At 71.9% G+C, this 26,766-nt stretch carries 21 protein-coding genes; 5 read left to right on the forward strand and 16 right to left on the reverse strand.

Annotated features, from left to right (window positions below; all coding sequences use genetic code 11):
• Window positions 1–22 precede the first annotated feature (22 nt).
• Together ACIO9J_RS40615 and ACIO9J_RS40620 are read right to left on the reverse strand one after the other, a co-directional pair.
• Entirely contained in the window at window positions 23–694 is a 672-nt protein-coding gene (locus ACIO9J_RS40615; protein ID WP_402010415.1) for a response regulator, read from the reverse strand.
• Window positions 691–1,878: a sensor histidine kinase gene (locus ACIO9J_RS40620; protein WP_402010417.1), complete on the reverse strand. Its 1,188-nt coding sequence runs from the start codon at window positions 1,876–1,878 to the stop codon at window positions 691–693. The genes ACIO9J_RS40615 and ACIO9J_RS40620 overlap by 4 nt, the downstream gene beginning before the upstream one ends.
• A 133-nt stretch (window positions 1,879–2,011) precedes the next feature.
• On the opposite strand from ACIO9J_RS40620, the gene ACIO9J_RS40625 reads away from it, so the two are divergent.
• On the forward strand, window positions 2,012–2,935 hold the full coding sequence (locus ACIO9J_RS40625; protein WP_402010419.1) for an ATP-binding cassette domain-containing protein: 924 nt from the start codon (window positions 2,012–2,014) through the stop codon (window positions 2,933–2,935).
• The gene (locus ACIO9J_RS40630) at window positions 2,932–3,813 is read left to right on the forward strand and encodes an ABC transporter permease (RefSeq protein ID WP_402010420.1); all 882 of its coding nucleotides are present in this window, start codon (window positions 2,932–2,934) and stop codon (window positions 3,811–3,813) included. The genes ACIO9J_RS40625 and ACIO9J_RS40630 overlap by 4 nt, the downstream gene beginning before the upstream one ends.
• A 19-nt stretch (window positions 3,814–3,832) precedes the next feature.
• Here the strand turns inward: ACIO9J_RS40630 and ACIO9J_RS40635 are convergent, their stop codons facing one another.
• Together ACIO9J_RS40635 and ACIO9J_RS40640 are read right to left on the reverse strand one after the other, a co-directional pair.
• The gene (locus tag ACIO9J_RS40635; RefSeq protein ID WP_402010422.1) at window positions 3,833–4,831 is read right to left on the reverse strand and encodes a DNA polymerase thumb domain-containing protein; all 999 of its coding nucleotides are present in this window, start codon (window positions 4,829–4,831) and stop codon (window positions 3,833–3,835) included.
• Window positions 4,828–8,280, reverse strand: a complete 3,453-nt coding sequence (locus ACIO9J_RS40640; protein WP_402010424.1) for a DNA polymerase III subunit alpha — start codon at window positions 8,278–8,280, stop codon at window positions 4,828–4,830. Before ACIO9J_RS40640 ends, ACIO9J_RS40635 begins: the two co-directional genes overlap by 4 nt.
• A 185-nt stretch (window positions 8,281–8,465) precedes the next feature.
• On the opposite strand from ACIO9J_RS40640, the gene ACIO9J_RS40645 reads away from it, so the two are divergent.
• Genes ACIO9J_RS40645 through ACIO9J_RS40655 form a run of 3 tightly spaced genes read left to right on the forward strand, consistent with a single transcriptional unit; the run spans window position 8,466 to window position 11,372 of the window.
• Window positions 8,466–9,515: a DUF3533 domain-containing protein gene (locus ACIO9J_RS40645; protein ID WP_402010425.1), complete on the forward strand. Its 1,050-nt coding sequence runs from the start codon at window positions 8,466–8,468 to the stop codon at window positions 9,513–9,515.
• Window positions 9,512–10,174, forward strand: a complete 663-nt coding sequence (locus ACIO9J_RS40650; RefSeq protein ID WP_402010427.1) for an acetate uptake transporter — start codon at window positions 9,512–9,514, stop codon at window positions 10,172–10,174. The genes ACIO9J_RS40645 and ACIO9J_RS40650 overlap by 4 nt, the downstream gene beginning before the upstream one ends.
• A gap of 52 nt (window positions 10,175–10,226) precedes the next feature.
• Window positions 10,227–11,372, forward strand: a complete 1,146-nt coding sequence (locus ACIO9J_RS40655) for an AAA family ATPase (protein WP_402010429.1) — start codon at window positions 10,227–10,229, stop codon at window positions 11,370–11,372.
• Window positions 11,373–11,458: 86 nt separating this feature from the next.
• Here ACIO9J_RS40655 and adhE read toward each other — a convergent pair whose 3' ends face one another.
• The 12 genes from adhE to ACIO9J_RS40715 form a co-directional block, all read right to left on the reverse strand.
• A complete protein-coding gene (gene adhE / locus ACIO9J_RS40660) occupies window positions 11,459–14,065 on the reverse strand; it encodes a bifunctional acetaldehyde-CoA/alcohol dehydrogenase (protein ID WP_402010430.1) in 2,607 nt (868 codons plus the stop codon).
• 271 nt (window positions 14,066–14,336) lie between these two features.
• On the reverse strand, window positions 14,337–15,416 hold the full coding sequence (locus tag ACIO9J_RS40665; RefSeq protein ID WP_402010538.1) for a S1 family peptidase: 1,080 nt from the start codon (window positions 15,414–15,416) through the stop codon (window positions 14,337–14,339).
• A gap of 279 nt (window positions 15,417–15,695) precedes the next feature.
• Window positions 15,696–16,643 carry a slipin family protein gene (locus tag ACIO9J_RS40670; protein ID WP_402010431.1) on the reverse strand — a complete coding sequence of 316 codons (948 nt, stop codon included), beginning with the start codon at window positions 16,641–16,643 and terminating at the stop codon, window positions 15,696–15,698.
• A 174-nt stretch (window positions 16,644–16,817) separates the two neighbouring features.
• Window positions 16,818–17,720, reverse strand: coding sequence for a S1 family peptidase (locus ACIO9J_RS40675; RefSeq protein WP_402010433.1), 903 nt, complete (start codon window positions 17,718–17,720; stop codon window positions 16,818–16,820).
• 279 nt (window positions 17,721–17,999) lie between these two features.
• Entirely contained in the window at window positions 18,000–18,806 is an 807-nt protein-coding gene (locus ACIO9J_RS40680) for a DUF1684 domain-containing protein (protein ID WP_402010435.1), read from the reverse strand.
• A 5-nt stretch (window positions 18,807–18,811) separates the two neighbouring features.
• Window positions 18,812–20,119: an NtaA/DmoA family FMN-dependent monooxygenase gene (locus ACIO9J_RS40685; RefSeq protein ID WP_402010437.1), complete on the reverse strand. Its 1,308-nt coding sequence runs from the start codon at window positions 20,117–20,119 to the stop codon at window positions 18,812–18,814.
• Window positions 20,116–21,174 (reverse strand): LLM class flavin-dependent oxidoreductase, encoded by a 1,059-nt coding sequence (locus tag ACIO9J_RS40690; RefSeq protein ID WP_402010438.1) that lies wholly within the window; start codon window positions 21,172–21,174, stop codon window positions 20,116–20,118. The genes ACIO9J_RS40685 and ACIO9J_RS40690 overlap by 4 nt, the downstream gene beginning before the upstream one ends.
• Window positions 21,175–21,233: 59 nt before the next feature.
• Window positions 21,234–22,208, reverse strand: coding sequence for an ABC transporter substrate-binding protein (locus ACIO9J_RS40695; RefSeq protein WP_402010439.1), 975 nt, complete (start codon window positions 22,206–22,208; stop codon window positions 21,234–21,236).
• A gap of 10 nt (window positions 22,209–22,218) precedes the next feature.
• Complete coding sequence (locus ACIO9J_RS40700; protein WP_402010440.1) at window positions 22,219–23,004, reverse strand: amino acid ABC transporter ATP-binding protein; 786 nt, start codon at window positions 23,002–23,004, stop codon at window positions 22,219–22,221.
• Entirely contained in the window at window positions 23,001–23,897 is an 897-nt protein-coding gene (locus ACIO9J_RS40705; RefSeq protein WP_402010442.1) for an amino acid ABC transporter permease, read from the reverse strand. Before ACIO9J_RS40705 ends, ACIO9J_RS40700 begins: the two co-directional genes overlap by 4 nt.
• Before the next feature lie 15 nt (window positions 23,898–23,912).
• Window positions 23,913–25,655 (reverse strand): FAD/NAD(P)-binding protein, encoded by a 1,743-nt coding sequence (locus ACIO9J_RS40710; RefSeq protein WP_402010443.1) that lies wholly within the window; start codon window positions 25,653–25,655, stop codon window positions 23,913–23,915.
• Window positions 25,652–26,518, reverse strand: a complete 867-nt coding sequence (locus ACIO9J_RS40715) for an amino acid ABC transporter permease (RefSeq protein WP_402010444.1) — start codon at window positions 26,516–26,518, stop codon at window positions 25,652–25,654. The genes ACIO9J_RS40710 and ACIO9J_RS40715 overlap by 4 nt, the downstream gene beginning before the upstream one ends.
• Window positions 26,519–26,766 lie beyond the last annotated feature (248 nt).

Raw genomic sequence — 26,766 nt, forward strand, 5'->3', positions numbered from 1 at the left:
GGCGCGATCCTCTGTCGCCCCCTCACCGGGACGGCGCCACGAGGCCCGTCTCGTAGGCGATGATGACCAGTTGGACCCGGTCGCGGGCGTCGAGCTTGGTGAACAGGCGCGCGACGTGCGCCTTGACCGTGGCCACCGTGATGACGAGCTCGGCGGCGATCTCCGCGTTGGACAGGCCGCGGCCGACCAGGGTCAGGACCTCGCACTCACGGTCGGTGATGCCCTCCACCGCGCGCGGCCGCGACGGCGGCACCTGCTCGGGGCGGGCCGCGAACTCCTCGATCAGCCGCCGGGTGACGCTCGGCGCGATCAGCCCGTCCCCTGCCGCGACCACCCGGATCGCCGCGAGGATGTCCTCCAGGGCCATGTCCTTGACCAGGAATCCGCTCGCGCCCGCGCGCAGCGCGCCGTAGACGTACGCGTCGTCGTCGAAGGTGGTCAGCATGAGGACGCGCGGCGCCGCCGCGTCCCTCCTGATCAGGCGGGTGGCCTCGATGCCGTCGGTGCCGGGCATGCGGATGTCCATGACGACGACGTCGGGGCGCAGTTCGGCGGCCAGCAGGACCGCGTCGTCCCCGGTGCCCGCCTCCCCCACCACCTCGATGTCCGGGGTGTCGGCCATCAGCACGCGCAGGCCCGCGCGGACCAGCGGCTGGTCGTCGGCGAGGACCACGCGGACGTCGCCCGCGGTCACTCGGCCGCCTCCACTACAGACGCGGGAGCGGGAGCGGGCGTGGGCAGCCGGGCGCTCACCCGGAAGCCGCCCTCGGGGCGCGGGCCCGCGGTGAAGCGTCCGTGCAGCAGACCGACGCGTTCGCGCATGCCGACGATGCCGTAGCCGTTGCCCCCGGAGAGCCCGCCGCCACCGTCGTCCTCGACCTCGACGCGCACCGCCTCCGCTTCGTACGCGACGGTCACCCGGCACTCGTCCGTCCCCGCGTGCCGTACGACATTGGTGAGCGCCTCCTGGAGGATCCGGAACGCGGCCAGGTCGATGTCGGCGGGCAGCGGCCGCCGTTCACCGCTCAGCCGCACCTGCGCGCGGACCCCCGCGTCCAGGGTCGATGCGACGAGACGGTCCAGGCCCGCGAGGCCGGGGGCGGGGTCAAGGGGCGCGTCCGCCGCGGCCGAGGCGCGCAACGCGACGAGCGTACGGCGCAGTCCCGCGAGGGTCTCCCTGCTGGTGGCCTCGATGGTGCTGAGCGCGTTGCGCGCCTCGGCGGGCTGGGTGTCGATGACCCGGCTGCCCACCCCCGCCTGGATGGCGATGACGCCGATGCTGTGCGCGATCATGTCGTGCAACTCCCGCGCGATGCGCAGCCGTTCGGCGGTGACGGCTTCCGTGGCGGCGCGGGCGCCGAGCTCGGCGGCGTGCCTGCGCCGCGCCCGGACGGAGTCACCCGCCAGCCAGGCGGCGAGCGTCGCGAGGGCGATGAGCACGGCGAGCTGGACGATCCGGTCCGTGGTCTGCCCCGAGCCGAACAGATGGGTGCCGAGCTGCGCGCCGCAGGCCAGCAACGCCGCCGCGACCGAGGTGCGGCGCGGGCGGACCGCGGCGATGTAGCCGACGGCCAGATCGCCGAGCAGCACTTGCAGATACACGATCTCGACGTTCTGCATCTGGGTGCGCGCGGCGGTCCAGCCGATGAGCAGCAGCGCGAGCCCGGACAGCGGGCTGACCCGCAGCAGCAGGCCGGTGAGAGCGGTCAAGGCGATGAGGGCGACGACCACCTGGGCGGTGAACCCGCCGCGTCCGCCGACCATCGCGAAGTAGAGGGCGACGGGATAGACGAGCGCCCCGCACCAAGCCGCCACGTTCCACGCGCGCGGCAGTCGGCGCGTGGGCCACGGGGTCTCGGGAACGGCGTCGGCAGGCATGTGCTGAATGGTAGGCGCCCGCCTCTGACCTGGGTATTGGCCCATGGACTTACGCCCGTGGGCTACCCCGGCACCCCTGGTTGTGCCCGGTGGGCCGATGCCCGTGCCGCCCGGCGCGGGCACCGTGGGACGGGTGATCGAAGTCAATGAACTGACCAAGCGCTACGGCGGCACCACCGCCGTGGACTCCCTGAGCTTCACGGTCCGACCGGGCCTGGTGACCGGCTTCCTCGGGCCGAACGGAGCGGGCAAGACCACCACGCTGCGGATGCTCCTCGGCCTGGTCGAGCCGAGCGGCGGCACCGCGACGCTCGACGGCCGCCCGTTCGGCGACCGCCCGCGCGGCCTGCGCCACGTCGGAGCGGTGCTGGACGCGGGCGATGTGCACGGCGGGCGCACCGCGCGGGCGCATCTGGCGGCCCTCGCGCGCGGCAACGGCATCCCCCGGGAGCGCGTGACCGAGGTGCTCCAGGAGGTGGGGCTCGGCCAGGCGGCGGGGCGCCGTGTCGGGAGCTTCTCGCTCGGCATGAAACAGCGGCTCGGCATCGCCGCCGCGCTGCTCGGCGATCCTCCGGTGCTGCTCTTCGACGAGCCGCTCAACGGACTCGACCCGGAAGGGGTGTTGTGGGTGCGCGGGCTCTTCCAGCGCCTCGCCGAGGAGGGGCGCACGGTCTTCGTCTCCAGCCACCAGATGGGCGAGATGGAGAACACCGCCGAGCAGCTGGTCGTCATCGGCAGGGGCAGGCTGATCGCCGCGGAGAGCGTGGCGGAGTTCGCCGCGCGCGGCACCCGGCTCAGCGTGTACGTGCGCAGCCCCGAGGCGGCCGGCCTGGCGGCGGTGCTCACCGCGGAGGGCGCCACCGTGGAGACGGCTGACGGGAACGGGGACGAGGACGCCCGCACGGTCACGGGCCTGCCCGCCGACCGCATCGGACACCTCGCCCACCTGCACCGGTTTCCCCTGCACGAACTCACCCCACGGTCGGCCTCCTTGGAAGAGGCGTTCATGCAACTCACCGCAGGAAGCGTCGAGTACGCGGCAGGAGAAGCCCGATGAGCACACCGATGAGCACAGCGGCGAGTACGCCCATGAGCGCGCCGGGGAAGCCCGGCAAGGCGGCCCCCGCCGAACGCCGAGCCCGGTTCACCGACCTCGTCGCCGCCGAGTGGATCAAACTGTGGTCGCTGCGCTCGACCGCCTGGATCCTCGGCATCGGCGCGCTCGTGGTCATCGGGATCAACGTCAACTCCGCCCGGTCCAACGCGGCCCTGCTGACGCAGATCCCGGCCATGTCCCCGGACGGGTCCTTCCAGATCGACCCGATGCGCACCTCCTTCGTCGACCCCGCCTACCAGATCCTGATGGTCGTGGCCGGCAGCGTCGGCGCCATCGCGGTCTTCGGCGAGTACACCAGCGGTCTGATCCGTACGACGTTCACGGCCGTTCCGGACCGCCGCGCGGTGGTGTTCGCCAAGATGACCGTCGTGACGACGGTCATGCTCGCACTCGGCGCGGTCGTGGCGGGGGCCTCCTTCTGGCTGACCCAGGCCCTGCTGAGCGACACCATCGGCCTGTCGATCGGTGCCCCCGGCGCACTGCGGGCCGTCGTGGCGTCCGCGCTGCTCGCCCCGTTGTGCGCACTGGTCGGCATGGCGCTCGGCGCGCTGGTCCGGCACGCGGCGGGCTCCGTCGTCGCGACCCTGCTGACGTTGCTGCTGCCCGCCCTCTTCGGCGGCGAGACGTACCGCTGGGCCAAGGAGATCGGCAACGCGATGCCGCTCACCGCATGGCACGCGCTGGTCGAGAACCCGTCGATGCACTACTCGGCGAGCAAATACCCGGAGACGATCGCCGAGGCGTGGACCGTCTTCGCCGCGTGGCCGCTGGTCGCGGCGGTGGTGACGGTGGTGGTGGTACGGCGCCGCGACGTCTAAACGGGGTCCGCGCTGGCCCCTACGCCGCCAGCGTCCCCGGCACGATCGCCCCGGGCCCGAACCTCGCCCGCGCCCGGTCGGCCACCTCCTCGATCCTGCGGGCCTTCTCGTCCGCCGGGTCGAACGTCAGCTGGCGGGCGGCGTGTTCGGCGGGGCCGAGGCCCTCGGCGCGCAGGGCCACGGCGCGCACCCGGGCCCGTTGCAGGCCGAGCGTCTCGTACATGCGGTACGCGGCGGTGGTCAGCGCGACCGAGTGCGCGGTCGGCTCGGACAGCGTCCGCGTCCTGGTCGTGGTGGTGCGGTCCGCGTACCGCACGGTCAGGGTCAGGGCGCGGCACACCTGGTCCTCGCCGCGCATCCCCGCGCCCAGCTCCCCGGCGATCGAGAGCAGCGCGCGGCGGTGCCGGAAGGGGTCCAACTCGTCGCGCGGGAAGGGCCGTTCGGCAGAGAGGGAGCGCGAGGCGGCGTTCGGCACGACCCGGGTGCGGTCGACGCCCCGCGCCTTCTCGCGCAGCTCGCGGCCCGCCCTGGCGCCGACGAGCCGCTGCAGGGTGGACAGGGGCGCGGCGGCGACCTTGCCGAGGGAGTCGAGTCCGTACTCGCACAGGGTGCGGGCGGTGGCGCGGCCGATGCCCGGCAGCTCGCCGACGGGCCGCTCGGCGAGGAACTCCCTTACGCCGTCCGCCCCTTCGGGTATCGCGCGGGTCACGCCCGGGGCGGCCCCGCGTGCGGCCATCCGGGCCAGCATCGGTCCTGGCCCCGCGCCGATCGCGCACTCCACTCCGTACAGCGCGAGCGCCCGCACCCTGATCAGCGCGGCGAGCTCGACGGCGCTGCGCCCGAAGTAGCGCCGCGCGCCGCGCACGTCGACGAGCGCGGCGTCGGGCGGAAGCGCCTCGACCTCGGGGGTGAACTCACCGAGCAGGCCGAGGAGTTGGGGCAGGAGCGCCTCGTGCATGGGGGGCAGCAGGAAGCGTACGTAGAGGGTGCTCGCGCCGCCGTGACCGGTGTTCGTCATCCCGCGCTCCCTGGACTCTGGTGCCACAACTTCCTTGTCCCCGCCACGCCTTCGCCCGCCGGGCGCAGATCCGCCCAGGGGTGCATCTCGTACCCGGTGGCCATGCGGATGCGGCGCCCCTCCCCCGCCTCGGGGGCGGACCCCGGCTCCGGTTCCTGTTCCGGGCCCGGCTCCGCCAGGCGCAGCGCCACCGCGTCGAGGCCCCCCTCCTTGCGCACCTCCACCAGGTCCGCCAGGTTCCACGCGGCCGAGCCGACCACGCTGAGGCTGCGCGGGCCCCTGCGCTGCACCACGCCGCGCACGAGCAGCAGCCAGGAGTGGAAGACGGTGTGCGCGCACCGTTCGTGCGCGTCGTCGAAGAAGGCCAGGTCGACCAGGCCCGTGCCGTCGTCCAGGGTGGTGAAGATGACCCGCTTGCCGGAGCGGATCGGCGGGGTCTGCGTGGCGGCCTTGGCGCCCGCGACCAGGACGGTCGCGCCGTGCTCGGCCTCGCGCAGGCGGCGCGCGGAGAGCGCGCCGAGCTCGCGCAGGAACTCCTCGTGGTCGCCCATGAGATGACGGGACGAGTCCATGCCGAGGACGCCGAGTTCGGCGCTGAGCCGCTCGGCGTCGTCCAGGTCGGGAAGACCGGCGGGTGCGGTGCCGCGCCCGCCGGCCAGCGGCAGCTGACCGCCCGCGGCGCCGCGCGAGCCCCGCCGCAGTTCGGCCAGGTGCAGTTGTAGATCGCGGCGGTTGGCGCCGAACGCGTCGAGCGCGCCGACCTGCGCGAGCCGCTGCGCGAGGGGCTTCGAGGGCCTGGCCCGCTCCCAGAAGTCGACGAGCGAGGCGTAGGGCTGCCCCGCGGCGATCCGAGCGGACTCGGCCTCGCCGATGCCGTGCACGTCACCGAGCCCGAGGCGCAGCCCCCACGCTTCCCCCGACCCCTTGGCATCGGACACCAGTTCGATACGGTGAGCGACCGCGGACCGGTTCACGTCCAGCGGCAGGATCGGCACCCCGCGCCGCCGCGCGTCCGCGAGCAGCAACCGCTTCGGGTACATCCCGGGGTCGTGCGTGAGCAACCCGGCGTAGAACGCGGCCGGGTGATGGGCCTTCAGCCACGCCGACTGGTACGTCGGCACGGCGAAGGCCACCGCGTGCGCCTTGCAGAAGCCGTACGAGCCGAAGGCCTCGACGATCTCCCAGGTGCGGCCGATCGTCTCCGCGTCATAGCCCCTGGCCGCCGCGTGCTGCGCGAACCAGAAGCGGATCCGGCCCTGCGACTCGGGGTCGGAGAGCCCGCGCCGCACCCGGTCCGCCTCGTCGCGCCCGCAGCCGGTCATGATGTCCACGATCTCGATGATCTGCTCGTGGAAGACGACGACGCCGTACGTGTCCTCCAGCGGGCCCGCGAGGTCGGGGTGCGGATAGCGGACCGGCGCGCGGCCGTGCCTGGCCTCGATGAAGGGCCGCACCATGTCGGCGGCGACGGGTCCCGGCCGGAACAGCGAGATGTCGACCACCAGGTCGTGGAAGGTCGCCGGCTGAAGGCGCCCGACCAGGTCGCGCTGGCCCGGCGACTCGATCTGGAAGCAGCCCAGCGTCTCGGCGGACTTGATGAGCCGGTACGTCGCAGGATCGCCCGGCGGCACCGCGTCGATGTCCACCCGGTCACCCGTGGCCCGCTCGACCTCCCCCACCGCGTGCGCCATCGCCGACTGCATCCGCACACCGAGCACGTCCAGCTTGAGCAGCCCGAGCTCCTCCACGTCCTCCTTGTCGAACTGCGACATGGGCAGGCCCTCGCCGCTGGTCGGCACGACGGGCGTGCGCGCGAGCAGCGAGGCGTCGGAGAGCAGCACCCCGCACGGGTGCATGGCGACCCCGCGCGGCAGCGCGTCGAGCGCCTCGACGAGATCCCACAGCCGGTCACGGTCACCCAACTCCGCCGAGATCTGGCGCAGTTCGGGCAGCTCCTCCATCGCGGCGCGGGCGTCGCGGGCGCGGATGTGCGGGAACGCCTTGGCGATCCGGTCGATGTCGGCGGGATCCATGGACAGCGCGGCGCCGACGTCGCGCACGGCGTGCCGCACCCGGTAGGTCTCGGGCATGGCGACCGTCGCGACCCGCTCGGTGCCGAAGCGGCCGATGATCGCGCGGTAGACCTCGATCCTGCGGGCCGACTCGACGTCGATGTCGATGTCGGGGAGCACCGACCGCCGCTTGGACAGGAACCGCTCCATGAGCAGCCCGTGCTCGACGGGGTCGGCGTGCGCGATGCCGACGAGGTGGTTGACGAGCGATCCCGCGCCGGAGCCGCGCGCCGCGACCCGGATGCCCAGATCCCTTACGTCGTCGACGACTTGGGCCACGGTCAGGAAGTAGGAGGCGAAGCCGTGGTACGCGATGATGTCCAGCTCGCGGTGGAGCCGCTCCCAGTACGCGCGGGCCCCGGGGGCGCGGTCGTAGCCGCGCAGCACCATGCCCGCCGACGCCCGTGAGGCGAGGACTCGCTGCGCGGTGCGGCGCCCGGCGCCGACCAGGCGCGGCTCGGGGAAGTGCACGGTTCCGACGCCGATGTCGTCCTCGGCGTCGACGAGGCACTCGGCGGCGGCCGTCCTGGTCTGTTCGATCAGCCGGTGGGCGGTGTCGCGGCGGAACCCGGCCGCCTCGACGACCCGTTCGGCGATGCCGAGCATGGCGTCCGCGCCCTTCAACCACCGTTCGCCGCCGTCGAGTTCCTTGGTCGGGTCGACGGGGACGAGGCGGCGCGCGGCGTCGAGCACATCGGCGACGGGCCCCTGCCCCGGGTCGGCGTAGCGCACGGCGTTGCTCAGGACCGGGCGTACACCCTGCTCGGCGGCGAAGCCGACGGTGCGCGCGGCGAGCCGGAGCGATCCCGGCCCGGTGCCCTCGCGGCCGTGCCAGACGGATTCCAGGCGCAGCGCGTCGCCGTAGCGCTCGCGCCAGGGGGCCAGGAGCCGGGCCGCCCGGTCGGGACGGCCGGCGGCGAGCGCGCGGCCCACGTCGGACGCGGGACCGAGCAGCACGGTCAGTCCTTCGCCGTGGTTCTCCTGCCACGGCAGCACGGGCGGTCCCTCCGGGGCCCGGTGCGCGGCGGTGACCAGGCGGCAGAGCGTGGCCCAGCCGGTGGCGCCGTCGCGGGCGAGGAAGGTGACGCGCGGGGTCGACTCGTCGATGAAGGCACCGCCGCGCACGGGGGCCCGCCGGTGCCCGCCGCCGGCCGGGGCGGGCCCGCCCACCGCGAGCTCGGCGCCGAACAGCGGCCGCACCCCGGCCTTCGCGCAGGCCTTGGCGAACCGGACGGCGCCCGCGAGGGTGTCCCTGTCGGTGAGCGCGAGGGCGTCCATGCCCCGCTCGGCGGCACGCTCGGCGAGCCGCTCCGGGTGGGATGCGCCGTACCGCAGGGAGAACCCGGAGACGGTGTGCAGATGCGTGAACCCGGGCACACGCACCTCCTGTAACCCTGAACCGATCCGACCTCGTATCCCCCTCCCTCCACCATAGACCAGTTTCGAACTCACGTACGACACGAATGTTCGATTAGCTGGCACGGAGTACTCCCGCCCCGCTCCTGTCGTCCGTTCGGACCATCCCACCTGCGGAAACGCCCAAAGCCCCGGAGCGTGGTGGCATGAGGTTCGCCGACGAATTGAAGAGCGCCGTCACTCCGCGAGCAGCCCTGCTCGTCATCGGCGTACTCGCCCTCCAGCTGTTGTTCATCGCCTCCTACGTAGGGGCCCTGCACAACCCGAAACCGACGGACGTGCCCTTCGGAGTGGTCGCCCCGGGACCCGCGGCCCAGCAGACCGCCGACCGGCTGAAGAAGCTCCCCGGCGAGCCGCTCGACCCCCGCGTGGTCGAGAACGAGGGCGTGGCCCGCCACAAGATCATGAACCGCGACATCGACGGCGCCCTGCTCGTCGACCCGCGCGGCAGCACCGACACCCTCCTGGTCGCCTCCGGCGGCGGCACCGCCCTCTCCAGGACCCTGACCGAGCTCACCGCCAAGATCGAGGGCGCCGAGAAGCGCTCGGTGAAGACCGTCGACGTGGCCCCCGCGTCGAAGCAGGACTTCAACGGGCTCTCGTCCTTCTACCTGGTCGTCGGCTGGTGCGTCGGCGGCTATCTGTGCGCCTCGATCCTCGCCATCAGCGCGGGCTCCCGGGCCGCCAACGTGCCGCGCGCGGTGATCAGGCTCGGCACCATGGCGCTCTACTCGATCGTCGGCGGACTCGGCGGCGCGATCATCATCGGGCCGATCCTCGGCGCCCTGCCCGGCAGCGTCATGGGCCTGTGGAGCCTCGGCGCCCTGGTGATCTTCGGGGTCGGCGCGATCACGCTGGCCCTGCAGTCGCTGACCGGCATCGTGGGCATCGGCCTCGCCGTCCTCCTCGTCGTCATCGCGGGCAACCCGAGCGCCGGCGGCGCCTTCCCGCTGCCGATGCTGCCGCCCTTCTGGGAGGCGATCGGGCCCTGGCTGCCGCCGGGCGCGGGCACCTGGGTGGCGCGCTCCATCGCGTACTTCGAGGGGAACGCGGTCACCGGTCCGCTCCTGGTCCTCGCCGCCTGGGCGATCGTCGGCGTCGCCGTCACCCTCGCCCTGTCCGCCCGGCAGCGGAGCAGGAACAGCAACGGCTCGATCGACCTGACGGCCAGCGGATTCGGCAAGGGCACCGCGTGAACTTCCCGCACCGCACGGGCCCCGCGGCCCAGGCGGTCTCCGTCAAACGCATGGAGCCCACCGCGCAGGCCCAGCTGGGTCCGCTCGGGCTCACCGGCTTCATCGTCGTCACGATGATCGCCACCGGCATCGACGCGGGCGTCTTCCCCGAGAAGCTCCTGCACTCGGTCGTGCCCCTGGTGGGCTTCTTCATCGGCGGGCTCGCGCAGCTGCTCGCCGGGCTCTTCCAGGCGCAGCGCGGCGACACCTGGCACGCCACGGTCTTCGGCGGCTTCGGGCTCTTCTGGATGGCGAAGTCGCTGATGCTGCTCTGGGTCCTGCCCGGCCTCGACCCGGCGCTGCGCGGCGACACGATGGGCCTGTTCACGCTGCCCTGGGTGTTCGTGGTCTTCGTGCTGTGGATGGCGAGCTTCCGCATCCATCTGGCGCTGCTCCTCACCTTCACCTGCGTCCTCGTCGTCTTCGTCGCGATGACCTGCAACGGCTTCACCGGCGAGGTCGGCTGGAACCGCGTCGCGGGCTGGTTCGGACTCGGCGCGAGCGCCGGGGCGCTCTATCTGCTGGCCGGGCAGGTGATGGCCTCCACCTGGGGCCGCCCGGTCCTGCCGATGGGCCGCTTCCTGGCGCCGGACGCACCGGACGTCCAGCCGGAGACGTGAGACGCGTGCTTCCCCAGGGGGATTGTCAGACCCGGGTGCGAGGCTGAAACGCATGATCCGCACACTCGCCGTCGAGAACTACCGCTCCCTGCGCAAACTGATCGTCCCGCTGGACCGGCTCAACGTGATCACCGGTGCCAACGGCGCGGGGAAGTCCAGCCTGTACCGCGCGCTGCGGCTGCTCGCCGACTCCGCGCGCGGCGGCGCGGTGGCCGCCCTGGCCCGCGAGGGCGGGCTGCCGTCCGCGCTCTGGGCCGGCCCGGCGAAGGCGGAGGCGACCAGCCTCCGCCTCGGCTTCGCGGGCGACGAGTTCGGGTACGCGGTGGACTTCGGCCACCCGATCCCCACCTCGGGCTCCGGCGCCGAGCCCTCCATGTTCAACCTCGACCCGGAGATCAAGCGCGAGTGCACCTGGGCCGGTCCCGTGCTGCGCCCCGCGGCCCTGCTCTGCGACCGCGCGGGCCCCGCCGTGCGCACCCGCACCGCCGACGGCGGCTGGCACCGCACCCAGGGCCTGCGGCCCTACGACAGCATGCTCGGCGAGCTGGCCGACCCACAGCTCGCCCCCGACCTGCTCAGACTGCGCGAGCTGATCCGCTCCTGGCGGTTCTACGACCATGTGCGCACCGACGCGGCGGCCCCCGCCCGCGCCGCCCGCATCGGCACCCGCACCCCGGTCCTCGCCCACGACGGCGCGGACCTGGCGGCCGCCCTCCAGACGATCCGCGAGATCGGCGACCCGAGCGCCCTCGACGACGCGGTGGACGACGCCTTCCCCGGCAGCCGGGTGCGGATCGCCGACAGCGGCGGCCGCTTCGAACTCCAGCTGCACCAGCACGGACTGCTCCGCCCGCTGGGCCCCGCCGAGCTGTCCGACGGCACGCTGCGCTATCTGCTCTGGACCGCGGCGCTCCTCACCCCCCGTCCCCCGTCCCTGCTCGTCCTGAACGAGCCGGAGACGAGCCTCCACCCCGACCTCCTGCGCCCCCTCGCCGATCTGATCCTCACGGCGACGAGGGACACGCAGATCGTCCTGGTGACCCACGCCCGTCCGCTCGCCGACGCGGTGGCCGAGGGAGCGGCCCGCCACCGCGTCGACGTCAACTCCCTAGGTCTGCTCAAGGAGTCGGGTCAAACGACGGTGGCGGGCCGGGAAAGCCTCTTGGACGAGCCGCTCTGGTACTGGCCCAAGCGCTGACGGGGCCGCCCGGTCAGGGGCGGCCCCGTCAGGGACGCGGGGAACCGCGCGAGCAACCACGCACGACCCGCGGCCGGCGGACCAGATCAGGCACCTGTCCCGTTCCCGTAGTACGCCTGCCGCATCAACCGCTGCATCTCGTCGATCATCGGCATCCGGGGGTTGGCGGGCGCGCACTGATCGGCGTACGCGTTCATCGCCTGCTGCGGCAGAGCCGCCAGGAAGGCCTCCTCGTCCACACCCTCCTCCTGGAAGGACGCGGGGATCCCGCACTTGGCACGCAGTTCCTCGACCGCACGGGCATAGGACTCCACTCCCTCCTCGGGGGTCTCCGCCGCCAGACCCAGCATCCGGGCGATCTCCTGGAACCGCTCGGGCGCCCGGTAGACCTCCGCCTTCGGCCACGGCGTCGCCTTGCCGGAGACCGTGCCGTTGTGCCGGATGACGTGCGGCAGGAGCAGCGCGTTGGTGCGGCCGTGGGCGACGTGGAAGGTGTTGCCGAGGGTGTGCGCCATGGCGTGCACCAGGCCGAGGAAGGCGTTGGCGAAGGCCATGCCCGCGACGGTCGAGGCGTTGTGCATCTTCTCGCGCGCCTCGGGGTCCTTGGGCCCGTTGACGACGCACCGCTCCAGGTTCTCGAAGATCAGCTTGATGGCCTGGAGGCAGAGCCCGTCGGTGTAGTCGTTCGAGTAGGCGGAGACGTACGCCTCGGTGGCGTGGGTCAGCGCGTCGAAGCCGGAGTCGGCGGTGACGGTGGCGGGCAGCCCCATCGGCAGGACCGGGTCGACGATCGCCACGTTCGGGGTGAGCGCGTAGTCGGCGAGCGGGTACTTCTGCGCGGCCTCCGGGTCGGAGATGACCGCGAAGGGGGTGACCTCCGAGCCGGTGCCCGAGGTGGTCGGGACGGCCACCATCTGCGCCTTCTTGCCGAGCCCGGGGAACTTGAAGGCCCGCTTGCGGATGTCGAAGAACTTCTCCTTGGTGTCCGCGAACTCGATCTCCGGGTGCTCGTACATCAGCCACATGATCTTCGCCGCGTCCATCGGCGAGCCGCCGCCGAGGCCGATGATGGTGTCCGGCTGGAAGTCCCGCATCAGCGCGGCACCGGCCCGCACGGTCGCCAGCTCCGGGTTCGGCTCGACGTTGTCGATGATCTGGACGGTGACGGCGGACTCGCGCGCCGCGAGGATGTCGGTCACGCGCTGCACGAAGCCGAGCGTCGACATGGTCTTGTCGGTGACGATCGAGACGCGCTTGATGCCCTCCATCTCACCGAGGTAGCGCAGCGAGTTGCGCTCGAAGTAGATCTTCGGCGGGACCTTGAACCACTGCATGTTGTTGTTGCGCCGTCCGATCCGCTTGACGTTGACGAGGTTGACCGCGGAGACGTTGTCGGACACCGAGTTGTGCCCGTAGGAGCCGCAGCCGAGGGTGAGCGAGGGGAGGAAGGAGTTGTAGACGTCGCCGATGCCGCCGAAGGTGGAGGGCGCGTTGACGATCACGCGGATCGCCTTGACGCGCTTGCCGAACTCCTCGGCGAGGTCCTCGTCCTCGGTGTGGATGGCGGCGCTGTGCCCGAGTCCGTGGAACTCGACCATCCGCGCGGAGAGTTCGAGCCCGTGCGCGGTGTCCTCGGCCTTCAGCGCGGCCAGGATCGGGGAGAGCTTCTCGCGGGTGAGCGGCTCGCCCTCGCCGACCTCCGCGCACTCGGCGACGATGATCGAGGTGCCGTCGGGGACCTCGAAACCGGCCTGTTCGGCGATCCACCGCGGGGACTTGCCGACGACGGACGCGTTCAGCTTGGCGCCCGAGCAGTTGTTGGCGAAGGCGGTGGTGCCGAAGACGAACTCCTCCAGCTTGGTCTTCTCGGCCGCCGTGACGACGTACGCGCCGAGCCTGCGGAACTCCGCGAGCCCCTCCTCGTAGATCTCCCGGTCGAGGATGACGGCCTGCTCGGAGGCGCAGATCATGCCGTTGTCGAAGGACTTGGAGAGCACGATGTCGTGCACGGCGCGGCGCAGCTTGCCGCTGCGCGTGACGTACGCGGGCACGTTGCCCGCGCCGACGCCGAGCGCGGGCTTGCCGCACGAGTAGGCGGCCTTGACCATCGCGTTGCCGCCGGTGGCGAGGATGGTGGAGACGCCCTCGTGGTTCATCAGGAGGCCGGTCGCCTCCATCGAGGGCTCCTCGACCCACTGCACGCAGTTCTCGGGCGCGCCCGCCTCGATCGCGGCGTCGCGCACCACGCGGGCGGCCTCGGCGGAGCAGCGCTGGGCGCTGGGGTGGAAGGCGAAGATGATCGGGTTGCGGGTCTTCAGGGCGATGAGCGCCTTGAAGATGGTCGTCGAGGTCGGGTTGGTGACCGGGGTCATCGCGCAGACGACGCCGACCGGTTCGGCGATCTCGGTGATGCCGTTCAGCTCGTCGCGGGAGATGACGCCCGCGGTCTTCAGTCCGCGCAGCGAGTTGACGACGTGCTCGCACGCGAAGAGGTTCTTGACGGCCTTGTCCTCGAAGAGACCGCGACCGGTCTCCTCGACCGCCTGCCGCGCCAGTTCCCCGTGCTGGCTCAGCGCGGCGAGGGAGGCCTTCTTGACGATGTGGTCGACCTGCTCCTGGTCGTACGACTCGAACCGGCCGAGCGCGGCGAGCGCCCCTTCGACCAGTCCGTCCACCATCTCCTTGGCCTGCATGGCAGGTACTCCTTCTTCAGACCTTTTCTTTACGCCTCCAATTCCACACCTTTTCACTGCGCCCGCCCGGCCGAAAAAGACCCTAACCGGGGGACGTAGGTCCATTCGAAAGTGGCTGCCGCGCGAGAAAACACCAGCCTGACCTGCTGATACGTGATGGGACTAAAGCCCCTTGAGCGCTTGTGAAACTTTTCACAAGAAATGAGAAAAAGCGCCGGTCCGCTCCTGCGGACCGGCGCCCTAAACTCCGCTACCCGTGCGCGGGAGCGCGTCAGCCGATTTCCGCGCCGTAGGCCGACAAGGCCTCCGGCACCGGCTGGAAGAACGTCTCGCCGCCCGAGGAGCAGTCACCGCTGCCGCCCGAGGTGAGGCCCAGCGCGGTGTCACCGGCGAAGAGCGCGCCGCCGCTGTCACCGGGCTCGGCGCAGACCGTGGTCTGGATCAGACCGTCGACCTGGCCCTCCTGGTAGTTGACCGTGGCGTTCAGCGCGGTGACGTCACCGTCGTGGACCTGGGTGGTGCTGCCGCTGCGCGTCACCTTCTGGCCGACCGTGGCGTCCCCGGCCTTGCTGATCGCCTGGGTGCCGCCGTAGAGGTTCACCTCGCTGGGGTGCGGGGTGTCGCCCGTGTACTTCACGAGGGCGTAGTCGTTGCCCGGGAAGCTCGACTCCTCGGTGGTGGCGATCTCCGAGCCGCCCTGCGAGTCCGACCAGCTCTTGACCGCGTTGCCGCAGTGGCCCGCCGTCAGGAAGTAGGGCTGGCCGCCCTTGACGACGTTGAAGCCGAGCGAGCAGCGCGAACCGCTCCCCCAGATCGCGTCGCCACCGGCGATGAGGGCCTTGTACTCGCCCTTGCTGTGCTTGAGCTGGGCCTTGCCGCCGAGGCTCTTCACGGTGGCGGTGACCTTGTCGAGCGCGGCGCCCTTGACCGTGCGGTCGGCCGTGACGACGACCTTGTTGGTCGCCGGGTCCATCGCCCACGAGGTGCCGGGGACGGCCGCCTCGTGGTCCAGCGTGGCGCGGGCGCTCTTCAGCTCGGCGAGGGAGTTCTCGACGATTCTGGCCTTGCCGCCCGCCGACTCCACGGCGTCCGCCGCGCTCCGGTCGAGCACGTTGACGACCAGGGCCTTGGCCTTGGCGTCGTAGTACGTGCCCGCGGCCTGGCCGCCGAGCTCCTTGCCGAGGGACGAGGCGAGCTTTCCGGCCTTCGCCGCCGAGAGGGTGTCCGGCGTGGGCTCCGGGGAGTTCTCGCTCGCGTTCGCAGTCTGGAAGGTGATGCCCGCGGCAACCAGCGCGGCGATGCCCGCGCCTGCCACGGCGGCACGCCGCTTGGGTATGCGTCGGTGCTTCAAAGTCACGACCTCCTGTGGGGGGAACGACCCGTCAGGCGTGGGGGCCCGACGGACCGCAGGGCGTACGCGGCACGGAGTCACCACGCTGAAGAAGCCGCGTCCATGCCAATTTGGCCTCGCCCACTATCCCGACGCCTTCCGGTCGCACACAAGGTCTACTTCAGGACGCGCGCACGACAACCACCGCGCGCCCCCGGCCGGTTGGACGATCTCGGTCTCGCCACGTCGGTTCCCGTTGCAAACACCGCGAGCGAGGGGGCGATCGTCAGCCTGTGAGGACTAGTCCTGTCCGGTTCTCGCCCTTGCGGGATGGCCGGGTGCTCCGGTTTCCGCCTCTTCGGCTCCGGATTCCGGCAGCTTCGCCGGGTCCACCGGAACCGGCGCATCCGCCGCGGGCATCTCCGTGCCGCTCTTCCCGGGCCGGCTCACCGGCTGTCCCTGCGGCTGCTGCGGCTGCTGCGGCAGGGCCTGCTGGGCGCGCTCCAGGAAGCGGAGCAGTTCGACGGGGAAGGGCAGGACGAGGGTGGAGTTCTTCTCGGCGGCGACCGCCACCACGGTCTGCAACAAACGGAGTTGGAGCGCCGCGGGCTCCTCGGACATCTCGTGCGCGGCCTCGGCGAGCTTCTTGGACGCCTGGAGTTCGGCGTCGGCGTTGATGACCCGCGCCCGCCGCTCCCGGTCCGCCTCGGCCTGCCGGGCCATGGACCGCTTCATCGTCTCCGGCAGCGAGACGTCCTTGATCTCGACGCGGTCGATCTGCACGCCCCAGCCGATCGCCGGGGAATCGATCATCAGCTCAAGGCCCTGGTTGAGCTTCTCGCGGTTGGACAGCAGGTCGTCCAGGTCGCTCTTGCCGATGATCGAGCGCAGCGAGGTCTGCGCCATCTGCGAGACCGCGAAGCGGTAGTCCTCCACCTGCACGACGGCGTCGGCGGCGTCCACGACCTTGAAGTAGATGACGGCGTCCACCCGGACCGTCACGTTGTCGCGGGTGATGCCGTCCTGCGCGGGCACCGGCATCGTGACGATCTGCATGTTGACCTTACGGAGCCGGTCCACACCGGGCACGATCATGGTGAGCCCCGGACCCCGCACCGACCGCTGCAACTTGCCGAGGCGCAGCACCACTCCGCGTTCGTACTGTTTGACGACGCGCGCCGCCGCCATCGCGTAGACCACTCCGAGAGACCCGACGGTCACTCCCGCCGCCACCAGCTCCTCGACCATGCCGGCCCCCCAGGGTCCGAATTGGGCGTGTTGGGCGTCCTCTTCGAAGGTAACCCCGGGCCGGACACAAAGGGAGGGGGTGACGGGACACAAGGGTGAGCCCCCGTCCGGGGTGTCGGACGGGGGCTCACCCACCGCTGGCTGCGGACTCGGTCGCCGCTCGGCGCGCCGGAGTCAGTAGACGCTGACGTTGTACGCGCGCAGTGCCTCGGTGACCGGCTGGAAGAAGGTCGTGCCGCCCGACGAGCAGTTGCCGCTGCCGCCGGAGGTCAGACCCAGCGCCGTGGAACCCGCGTACAGCGGGCCGCCGCTGTCGCCGGGTTCGGCGCAGACCGTCGTCTTGATCATGCCGTAGACGACGTCGCCGCCGCCGTAGTTGACGGTCTGGTTCAGTGCGGTGACCCGGCCGCTGTGCGTACCGGTCGTGGAGCCGCGGCGGGTCACGTTCTGGCCGACCGTCGGGTCGGCGGCGCGCGTGATGTCCTGGCTGCCCACGGTGCCGGACTTGGTGACCGAGTTGTTCGTGTACTTGACGATGCCGTAGTCGTTCGTCGGGAAACTGGATCCCGACGTGGTGCCGAGCACGGTGGTCTTCGCCGAGTTGGACCACCAGGTGCCCGCGCCGTCGGTGCAGTGCCCGGCGGTCAGGAAGTAATAGGTGCTGCCGCTGCGGACGTTGAAGCCGAGCGAGCAGCGCCAGCTGGACGCGTAGATGGCGTCCCCGCCGGAGATGTACTTCTGGAACTTGCCCGGCGTGCGCTCGATCTTCAGGGCGTCCGCGTTGCTGCCCGCCGCCGCCTTGAGTTCGGCGATCTCCGCCTTGGAGACCGTGCTGTCGGCGGTGACGACGACCTGCTTGGTCGTGGGGTCGACGCCCCAGGAGGTGCCCGCGACATCGGCGCCGAGCACCGCGTCACTGGCCTGTTCCAGCTGTGCGGCGCTGAACGTCGCGGAGCTGTCGTGGGCACTGGCGGCGGGGACGGCGAGCGCGCCTGCGGCGACGAGGCCGGTGGCCACGGCGAGCATCGAGGTGCGTCTCGCAAGGCCGCTGCGGGGGATGGTGCGCTTGATCCTCACGTTTGTTCCTCCCGAGGGAAGTCAGTGGGTCCTTGTGGGTGGGGACCCGTGAGGCGCAGCCAAAGAGCAAGCCCTGATTCCGGATACGCCGTGCTCCTGACAAGCGCTTCTCGGGAGTATTGGGGGGCGGGACAGGCCGCACAAGGGCGTCTTTCGGCCGCCCCGACCGATACACGACGACCGGCCCCGGCGGGTTCCGTACCTGTCGTACGCCACCGGGGCTTGGGTCATCGGCCGGGGTGCGGTGCCGCTTTCACACCGTCCCCGCTGTCGGACGTGTCAGCGGTCGATAAGGTTCCGCTCCCCCGCCGCGACCTCGCCGACGAGGGTGTTGCCGGGCGGCGGGAAGGGGCACAGGAAGTGGTCGGCGAAGGCGCACGGCGGCAGCAGCGCCCGGTTGAAGTCCACCGTGGTGCGCCCCTCGGCGTCCGGCGCTGCGGGCCGCAGGAAGCGGAAGCGGTAGCTGGAGGTGCCGCTGGTGGCGTCGGCGAAGACGGCCCACAGCGAGCCGTCGCCCTCCACGGTGACCTGGAGGGTGTGCTCGACTCCCCCGAGGCGGAAGGCGAGTTCACCGCCGAGGCCGAGGCCGCGCTCCTTGCCGTCGGCGTTGCCCACGGTGACCGTGCGGTCCTCGGCGTACGGGGTGAAGCGTCCGGGCACCGCCCAGCGCGCGTCGTACGCGGTGGCGTCGATGCCCGTGAACGCGCGGCGCGCGGCGGCGTCCGGGTCGAAGTCCCGTACCGCCCAGAGCCCTTCCCTGCGCAGCACGAGGAGGCGGCGCGCGCCGTGCGCGACGCGGGCGTCGGCGACCGGGCCGCTGTCGGCGGTCAGCCGCACCTCGCCCGTCACCGGACGACCGTCGACGGTGAGGCCGTCGTCGGGACCCGCGGTCAGGACGACCGCGTCGGGCGTCCCGGTCCACCGCCCCGGCAGACCCGGGATCTCGCCCTCCGGATGGTCCGCGAGCCAGTGGGTGCCCTGGAGGGCGAGCGGCCCGTAGGGGGCCGAGACGCTCTCGGTGCGCCCCTCGTGCCAGTGCTTCCACTCCCGTACGGCGTCGGCGGCGGTGTCGTGTTCGGTGCTCATGATGATCAACCCTTCCATACGGGCTCGCGCAGCCCCAGATGGGAGCGCAGCGTCGCGCCCCGGTATTCCGTGCGGTACACGCCGCGTTCCTGGAGCAGGGGCACCACCCGGTCGACGAAGTCGTCGAGCCCGCCGGGGGTGAGGTGCGGGACGAGGATGAAGCCGTCGGCCGCGTCGGCCGCCACGAACTCCGCGAGGTCGGCGGCGACCGCGTCCGGCGTGCCGATGAAGGACTGGCGGGCGGTGGTCTCGATGACGGTCTGCCGGATGGACAGGCCCTTGGCCTCGGACAGGGCCCGCCACTTCGCGGCGACGGCGAAGGGGTCCTTGATCTTCACGCGGCCCTGCACGAGTTCCGATGCGGGGTCGGGGTCGATGTCGGGCAGCGGCCCGTCCGGGTCGTACGCGGAGAGGTCCACGCCCCACACCTGTTCCAGGGCGAGGATCGCGTTCTGCGGGGAGACCTGCCTGCGGCGGATCTCGACGGCCTTCTCCTGCGCCTCGGCCGCGGTGTCGCCGAGGACGTAGCTGACCCCGGGCATGATCAGCAGGTCGTCGGGCTCCCTTCCGTACGCGGCGAGGCGCCTCTTCACGTCGGCGTAGAACTCCCGGCCCGCCTCGGGCGTGCCGTGCCGGGTGAAGATGATGTCGGCGGCCGAGGCGGCGAACTCGCGGCCCTCCGGAGAGTCCCCTGCCTGGATGACGACGGGGTGGCCCTGCGGGGTGCGCGGGACGGTGAACTCGCCCTCGATCGCGAAGTGTTCGCCGTGGTGGGCGAAGCTCCGCCGGCGTCCGTCCGGCGTCCAGGAGTCCCACAGCTCGCGCGCGGTGGCGAGGAACTCGGCGGCGCGGGTGTAGCGGTCGGCCCGGTCGAGGTAGCCGCCGCGCCGGAAGTTCTCGCCGGTGAAGGCGTCCGACGTGGTGACCACGTTCCAGGCGGCGCGGCCGGCGCTGAGGTGGTCCAGGGAGGCGAGCCTGCGGGCCAGTTCATAGGGTTCGTTGAAGGTCGCGTTGACGGTGCCCGCGAGGCCGATCCGGTCGGTGACGGCGGCGAGCGCGGTCAGCACGGTCAGCGCCTCGGGCCGTCCGACGACGTCCAGGTCGTGGATGCGCCCCTTGTGCTCGCGCAGCCGCAGCCCCTCGGCGAGGAAGAAGAAGTCGAACAGGCCCCGCTCGGCGGTGCGGGCCAGGTGCGCGAAGGACGAGAAGTCGATGTGCGAGCGGGACCTGGGGTCGGACCAGACGGTGGTGCTGTTGACGCCGGGGAAGTGGGCGGCGAGGTGGATCTGCTTACCGGTCGTACGTCGGGTCATGAGGGCTCCCCCGCGAGCGCGGCGTAACGGTTGGCGGGCCGGGCCAGGCCCAGGTGCTCCCGCAGCGTGCTGCCCGGGTAGAAGGTGCGGAACAGGCCGCGGTGCTGGAGCAGCGCGACGGTGCCGTTGACGAGCCGCTCCAGGTCACGGCGCGGCTCGACGGGCGTGAGGTGGAAGCCGTCGACGGCGCCCGTCCGGTGCCAGGCCGCGATCAGCTCGGCGAGGTCGACGGGCCCGCCCCGGTAGGCGGGCCCCTCGGCGGTGGGCAGCGGCCCGCCGCCGTGGCCCCTTTCGGCGGCGTGCTCGCCGCCGCCGAGGTCGACGACGAGCGCGGCGAACACCCGCAGCGTGTCCGGGTCGCGCCCGGACCGGGCGGCGAGCTCGCGCAGTTCGGCCCGCGCGGCATCGGCCTGGGCGGCGGAGGCGGCATGGACCAGGGCGACGTCCGCGTGCCGGGCCGCGGCCTCGCGGGCCCGCGGCTCGGTGGCGTCGACGACGGTCACCGGGTGGCCCTGCGGGGGCCTGGGCACGATCGACGGGCCCCGTACGGAGAAGGCGCGGCCCTCGAAGTCCACGTAGTGCAGCTTGTCGCGGTCGATGAAGCGGCCGGTCGGCACGTCCCGGATCTCCGCGTCGTCCTCCCAGCTGTCCCAAAGCCGCGCCGCCACGTCGGCGAACTCGGCGGCCTCCTGCCACAGTTCCTCGCGCGGCGCGGCCCTCCGCCGCCCGAACAGCCGGGCCTCCGCCTCGGTCGCCGACACCTCGACCGTCCAGCCGGCCCGCCCGTGGCTGACCCAGTCCAGGGTGGCGACGGCGGCCTGCACGTGGAACGGCTCGGTGTGCGTGGTCGTGACGGCCGGCACGAGCCCGATCCGCCCGGTGGCGGGCGCGAGTCTGGTCAGGACGGCGAGCGCGTCGAGGCCGGGCCTCGCGAAGGAGTCCCCGAGCGTCACGAAGTCGAGCGCGCCGCCCTCGGCGAGCAGCGCCAACTCGGCGTAGGGACCGGCTTCGTAGGCCCCTGACAGATCGATGGCGGCGGCGAGATGGAGCGACATCAGCTAATCCTTTCCGAGATGGAGGGCGCCCTTGGAAGGGGGCGCCCGCAGCGGAACGACTACGGTTTCGGCAGTCCCGGCGGGTTGATCCGCGACGTGGTCACGGCCTCACCGGACAGGCCCCAGCGCTTGAGGACCTTCGCGTAACTCCCGTCCTTGATCACGTGGTTGAGCGCGGCGGCGTAGGCGTCGACGAGCCCGCTGCCCTTCTTCGTGGTGGCGGCGATCTCTCCCTGGACCGAAGTGCCGCCGCCGGACAGCGAGCCCACCACCTTCGTCCGGCCCGCGGACGCCACGTGGTACGAGACCGAGGGGCTCGGGCCGAGGTAGGCGTCGATGCGCCCGGACTGGAGGGCCAGGTAGTAGTCGGAGTCCTTCTGGAAGTACTTGATGTCGACCGGTGCGCGTCCGGCCCGCTCGTTGCGCCTGCTCCAGTCGACGAGGATCTTCTCCTGGTTGGTGCCGGAGGAGACCGCGACGGACTTGCCCGCCACGTCGGCGGGCCCCTTCACCTTCCAGGCCGCGCCCTTCTTCGCCTCGAAGGCGATGTTGTCCAGGCGGTAGGTGGCGAAGTCGTACTTCTGCTTGCGTTCCTCGGTCACCGTGACGTTGCCGAAGACGCCGTCGAACTTGCCGCTGTCCAGGCCGACGAAGAGGTTCTCCCAGGAGACCTGCTCGAAGGCGGGCTTCAGGCCGAGGGTGTCGGCGACCAGGATCGCGAGGTCGACCTCGGAGCCGATGCGGGTCCTGTCGTCGGTGGCGTAGAAGCCGAGCGGGGCGGTCGAGTCGGCGCCGCCGCCGAGCCGCAGCGTGCCGCGCTCGCGGACCCTCTCAGGGACGAGCGCGGCGATCGCCGCGACCTTCTTGCCGCGCACGCGGTGCTGGTCGGGTCCGATGTTGATGTCGCCGACCTTCTGGGTGCCCGGCCGCCCGCCGCCGGTCGCGGCGTCGCTGTCACCGCCGCAGGCACCGAGCAGGGGCACCGCGGCCAGGGCGGCGACGGCGTAGGTGAGCGTGGTGCGTCGGGATGGCATGCGGGGGCTCCTAGAGGACCTTGGAGAGGAAGGCGCGGGTGCGCGGGTGGCGGGGCGCGTCGAGCACGTCGGCGGGGGCGCCCTGTTCGACCACGCGCCCGTCGTCCATGAAGACGACCGTGTCGGCCACCTCGCGGGCGAAGCCGATCTCGTGCGTGACGACGATCATCGTGGTGCCCTGGCCCGCCAAGTCCTTGATGACGTCGAGGACTTCGCCGACCAGCTCCGGGTCGAGCGCGGAGGTCGGCTCGTCGAAGAGGAGCAGTTTCGGCTCCAGGGCGAGCGCGCGGGCGATGGCGACGCGCTGCTGCTGCCCGCCGGAGAGCTGCTTGGGGTAGGCGTCGGCCTTGTCGGCGAGGCCGACCCTGGCGAGCAGCGCCCCGGCGCTCGCGACGGCGTCCTTGCGGGGCCGCTTCAGCGCGGAGACGGGGGCCTCGACGATGTTCTCCAGGACGGTCAGATGGGGGAAGAGGTTGAAGTTCTGGAAGACGAAGCCGATCCGGGTGCGCTGCTTGAGCACCTCGCGCTCGCGCAGCTCGTACAGCTTGTCGCCGGAGCGCCGGTAGCCGATCAGCGCGCCGTCGACGCCGACCCAGCCGCCGTCCACCTTCTCCAGGTGGTTGATGGTGCGCAGGAGCGTCGACTTGCCGGACCCGGAGGGCCCGAGGATGACGGTCACCTCGCCCGCCCCGACCACCAGGTCGACCCCCTTGAGGACCTCCAGTGAGCCGAAGGACTTGTGTACGGAACGGAGTTCGACCATGGCGTTCGTGGCGTCGGCGAGCTGGGCGCTCATCGCGTGGCCCCCTTCGAGAAGTGTCGTTCGACGTAGTGCTGGAGGACGGAGAGGGCGCTGGTCAGGAGGATGTACCAGACGGTGGCGACCATCAGGAGCGGCACGACCCTGCCGTTGCGGCCGTAGATGACCTGCACCTGGTAGAAGAGTTCGCCGATCGCCATCACGGAGACGATCGAGGTGCCCTTGAAGAGCGAGATGATCTCGTTGGCCGCGTTGGGCAGGATCGCCCGCATGGCCTGCGGGAGGACGATCCTGCGCACCTGGCGCAGCCGGGGGATGCCGAGCGCGGCGGCCGCCTCCAACTGGCCGCTGTCGACGGCCAGTACGCCCGCGCGCACGATCTCGGCGGCGTACGCGGCCTGGTGCAGGGCGAGTCCGAGCACGGCCGCGCTCATCGCGCCGACCAGGCCCATCGTGTCGAAGGAGAGGAAGCCGGGACCGAAGGGGATCCCGAAGCTGATCTCCTTGTAGAGGTAGGCCAGGTTGAACCAGAAGAGCAGTTGCACGATGAGCGGGATGGACCGGAACGCCCAGATGTAGCCGAAGGCCACCGACTTGAGGAAGGGGCTCGCGGAGAGCCGCATGAAGGCGATGACGATGCCGAGCGCGAAGCCGATGGCGGTGCCGTAGAAGGTGAGCTGGAGGGTGACCCAGACCGCGTCGAGGATCACGTCGGCGGTGAAGAACTCGGCGAACACCTCCCATTCCCAGGCGGGGTTGGTGGCGAGGCCGTGCGCGAACTGGGCGATCAGGACGGCGGTCACGGCGACGGCGGCCCACCGCAGGGGGTGGCGCACGGGCACCACCTTCAGGGCTGCGTGGTCCTTGCCCGGTGGGCTCGTGCCGGTGCCGGCGGCGCCGACGGGGGGATCGCTGGTCAGGGAAGACATGGGTTCCTCGGGGGCTCAGAGGGTGCGCAGGAAGTCGAGTACGGCGCGCGCGGTGGCGTCGTTCTGGCGGAACGAGGGGCTGTTGGTGCGCGGCCTGGTGAAGGCGCCCGCGCCGCGCGCGTCGGTGTGCGGGCCGAGCGCGAAGCGGCGCGGATGCGGCGCTCCCGTGCCGTCCAGGACCCGGCCGTCGGCGGGGTCGACGGCGAGCAGTCCCGCGGCGGTCACCGCGGCCCCCTCGGCGTGCAGCGCGCGAAGGAGCGGGTCGCGGGTGCGGGCCAGGGTGGGCTGCGGCAGGCGGGCCTCGACGAGCGCGCGGGTCTCGGTGACGTGCCCCGGCAGGGTGGGGCTCTGCGCGCGGAACACCCCGCCCTCGGCGGTGACCCGCACGTCGGCGCCGAGGAAGCGCACGACACCGGCGCGGGAGAGCGCGAGCAATTGCCGCAGCCGGGGGCCCGGCGGGCCGGACGCGAGGTAGCTGAAGAAGCCGTGCCACCACTCCCCCACGTCGCCGAGGCGCATCAACTGCCCGTAGACGGAGAGGAGTCCGAGGAAGACGGCGAGGTCGGGGCTGTGTCGGGGGTCGTGTCTGCGGGTGAGGTCGTCGGTGATGTGGCCGCGCAGTCCGTCCTGGAGCGCTTCGTAGGAGGTGTGGCGCACCCCGGCGAGGGGGTGGTCGAGGGCGGTGAGGTCGATCCGGTCGGCGGGGTCGGGCACGGCGGAGGCGACGAGGGCGTCCAGTTCGGGGCTGCCGGGCGGGCAGGCCGCGTACTTCTCGTCGAAGTCCGTCCAGGCGGCGCGGGTGCGCTCGGGGTGGGCGGTGAAGAGGCGGTGGTAGTGGGCGAAGCCGAGTTCCTTCTCGATGAGCGGCCAGACGTCGCGCCGGAAGTCGAATCCGTCCGGCCTCGCGAGCAGGGCGTCGATCTCGGCGGGCCCCAAGTAGCGTGGCAACGGCGGCCGTTCACCGGTCCAGTCGTAGCCGATCTTGGAGTGGTAGGGCACGCCGCGCCGCGAGCCGACGTAGAGGACGGGCTCGCGCCCGGACGGCAGGTACGTATCTCCCTCGTACCGCCCGCCGCGCCCCTCGGTGAGCAGCACCATCAGGTCGACGAAGGCGAGCCCGAAGCCGCGTACGAGGACGGGTGCGCCGGGGGCGAGGCGGGACAGGTCGGTGTCGGCGGTGAAGTCGGGCGGCAGGTGCACGAGCCCGTGCCGTTCGGCGTACGACGTCAACTGGGCCTGTTCGTCGTCGAGTTCGGCGTCCAGATGGCCTTGGGCGAGGATGACGAGATCGGCGGCGAGCGGCGTCTCGACGCCCTCCAGCCAGACGTCCTGACGGTCGGCGCGCCCGCCGGTGACGCGCACCGCCCTGCGCCGGTGGTGGCGGACGACGGCGTCGCGCGGCAGGCCCGCCACCGCCCGCTCGTACACCCAGGACAGGTACCGGCTCTGCTCGCGGCGACTGGCGAAGGTGCGCCCGTCCTGCCCGGACCACTCGTCGAGCGCGGGTCCCGGCAGGACGGGCCCGGCCACCTCGACCGTCTCGTCGGTGAACATCGTGACGTCCTGGGCCTGCGAGTTCATCCACAGGAGCGGCGACTGGTCGTGCCGCCAGATGCGGCCGCCGCCCGGCGGGTACGGGTCGACGAGGTGGATGTCGAGCCCCTGATCCCCGTACAGGGAAGGCGCGTTGGCGCCGATGCGCTCCAGGATTCCGGTGCCGCGCGGCCCGGCGCCCACGATCACCAGCGAGCGCCTCACCGGACACGCTCCGAGCCGCGCGCGTAGTGCCGTTCCACGTAGTGCTGGCCGACGCTGAGCACCGAGGTGACCACGACGTACCAGAGGGTGGCGACCATGAGGAGCGGGACGACCTGGTAGGTGCGGTGGTAGACGAGCTGCACGGAGTAGAGCAGGTCCTGCACGGCGATGACGCTCACGATCGAGGTGCCCTTGAGCGTGCCGATCAGCATGTTCCCCGCGGGCGGCACGATGGACCGCATGGCCTGCGGCAGCACGATCCGCCGCCAGCGCCGCCACCGGCCGAGCCCGAGCGACTGCGCGGCCTCGATCTGCCCCCGGTCCACGGAGAGGATCCCGCCGCGCACCACCTCGGCGGCGTACGCGGCCTCGTGCAGCGTCAGGCCGACGACGGCGATGGTGACCGGGCCCATCAGGTTCACCGTCCTGACCCCGAACACCTCGGGGTACAGGGCGCCGATGTTGAACCAGAACAGCAGCTGCACCAGGATCGGCATCGACCTGAAGAACCAGACGTACCCCCAACTGACCGCGCGCAGCACGGGGTTGGCGGAGAGTCTGGCCATGGCGAGCAGCGTGCCGAGCGCGAAGCCGAGCGCCATGACGAGCGCGGTCAGCCAGAGCGTGAGCCCGAGGCCGCGCAGCACGGACGCGGTGGTGAAGTAGTCGGCGACGACGTCCCATTGGAACGCCTCGTTGCGGATCACGGAGTGCGCGGCGAGCGCGAGCAGGACCAGGACGAGCGCGGCGGCCGTCCACTGGCCCGCGCGGGGCCTCGGCACGATGCGCGGGGCGTCGGGCAGTGGTGCGGGATCTTCGGGAGGAGGGGCGGTCGCGACCTTGGCGAGGGTGTCGGAAGACATGCGGAAGGCTCCGTGGATGCAGAAGCTCGAACACAGGTGGTGCCTTCACACGGACCGAGCCCCTCAGCACGATCCGACCCCGAGATTACGGTGCGCTTTCCGCCCGCTGTCAAGGCTGTCCAGAATATGAGCCGTACGTCTCACGGCAGTTGACGCGGAAACGGATGCCTGTTCCACTTGCCCCATGCATCCGCAGCAGTGGCTGGTCACGCGCTCCCACATCGACTTCGGTCGAGTGTGGTCGGCGT

This window comes from Streptomyces sp. NPDC087300, assembly GCF_044744425.1.
Classification (GTDB): domain Bacteria; phylum Actinomycetota; class Actinomycetes; order Streptomycetales; family Streptomycetaceae; genus Streptomyces.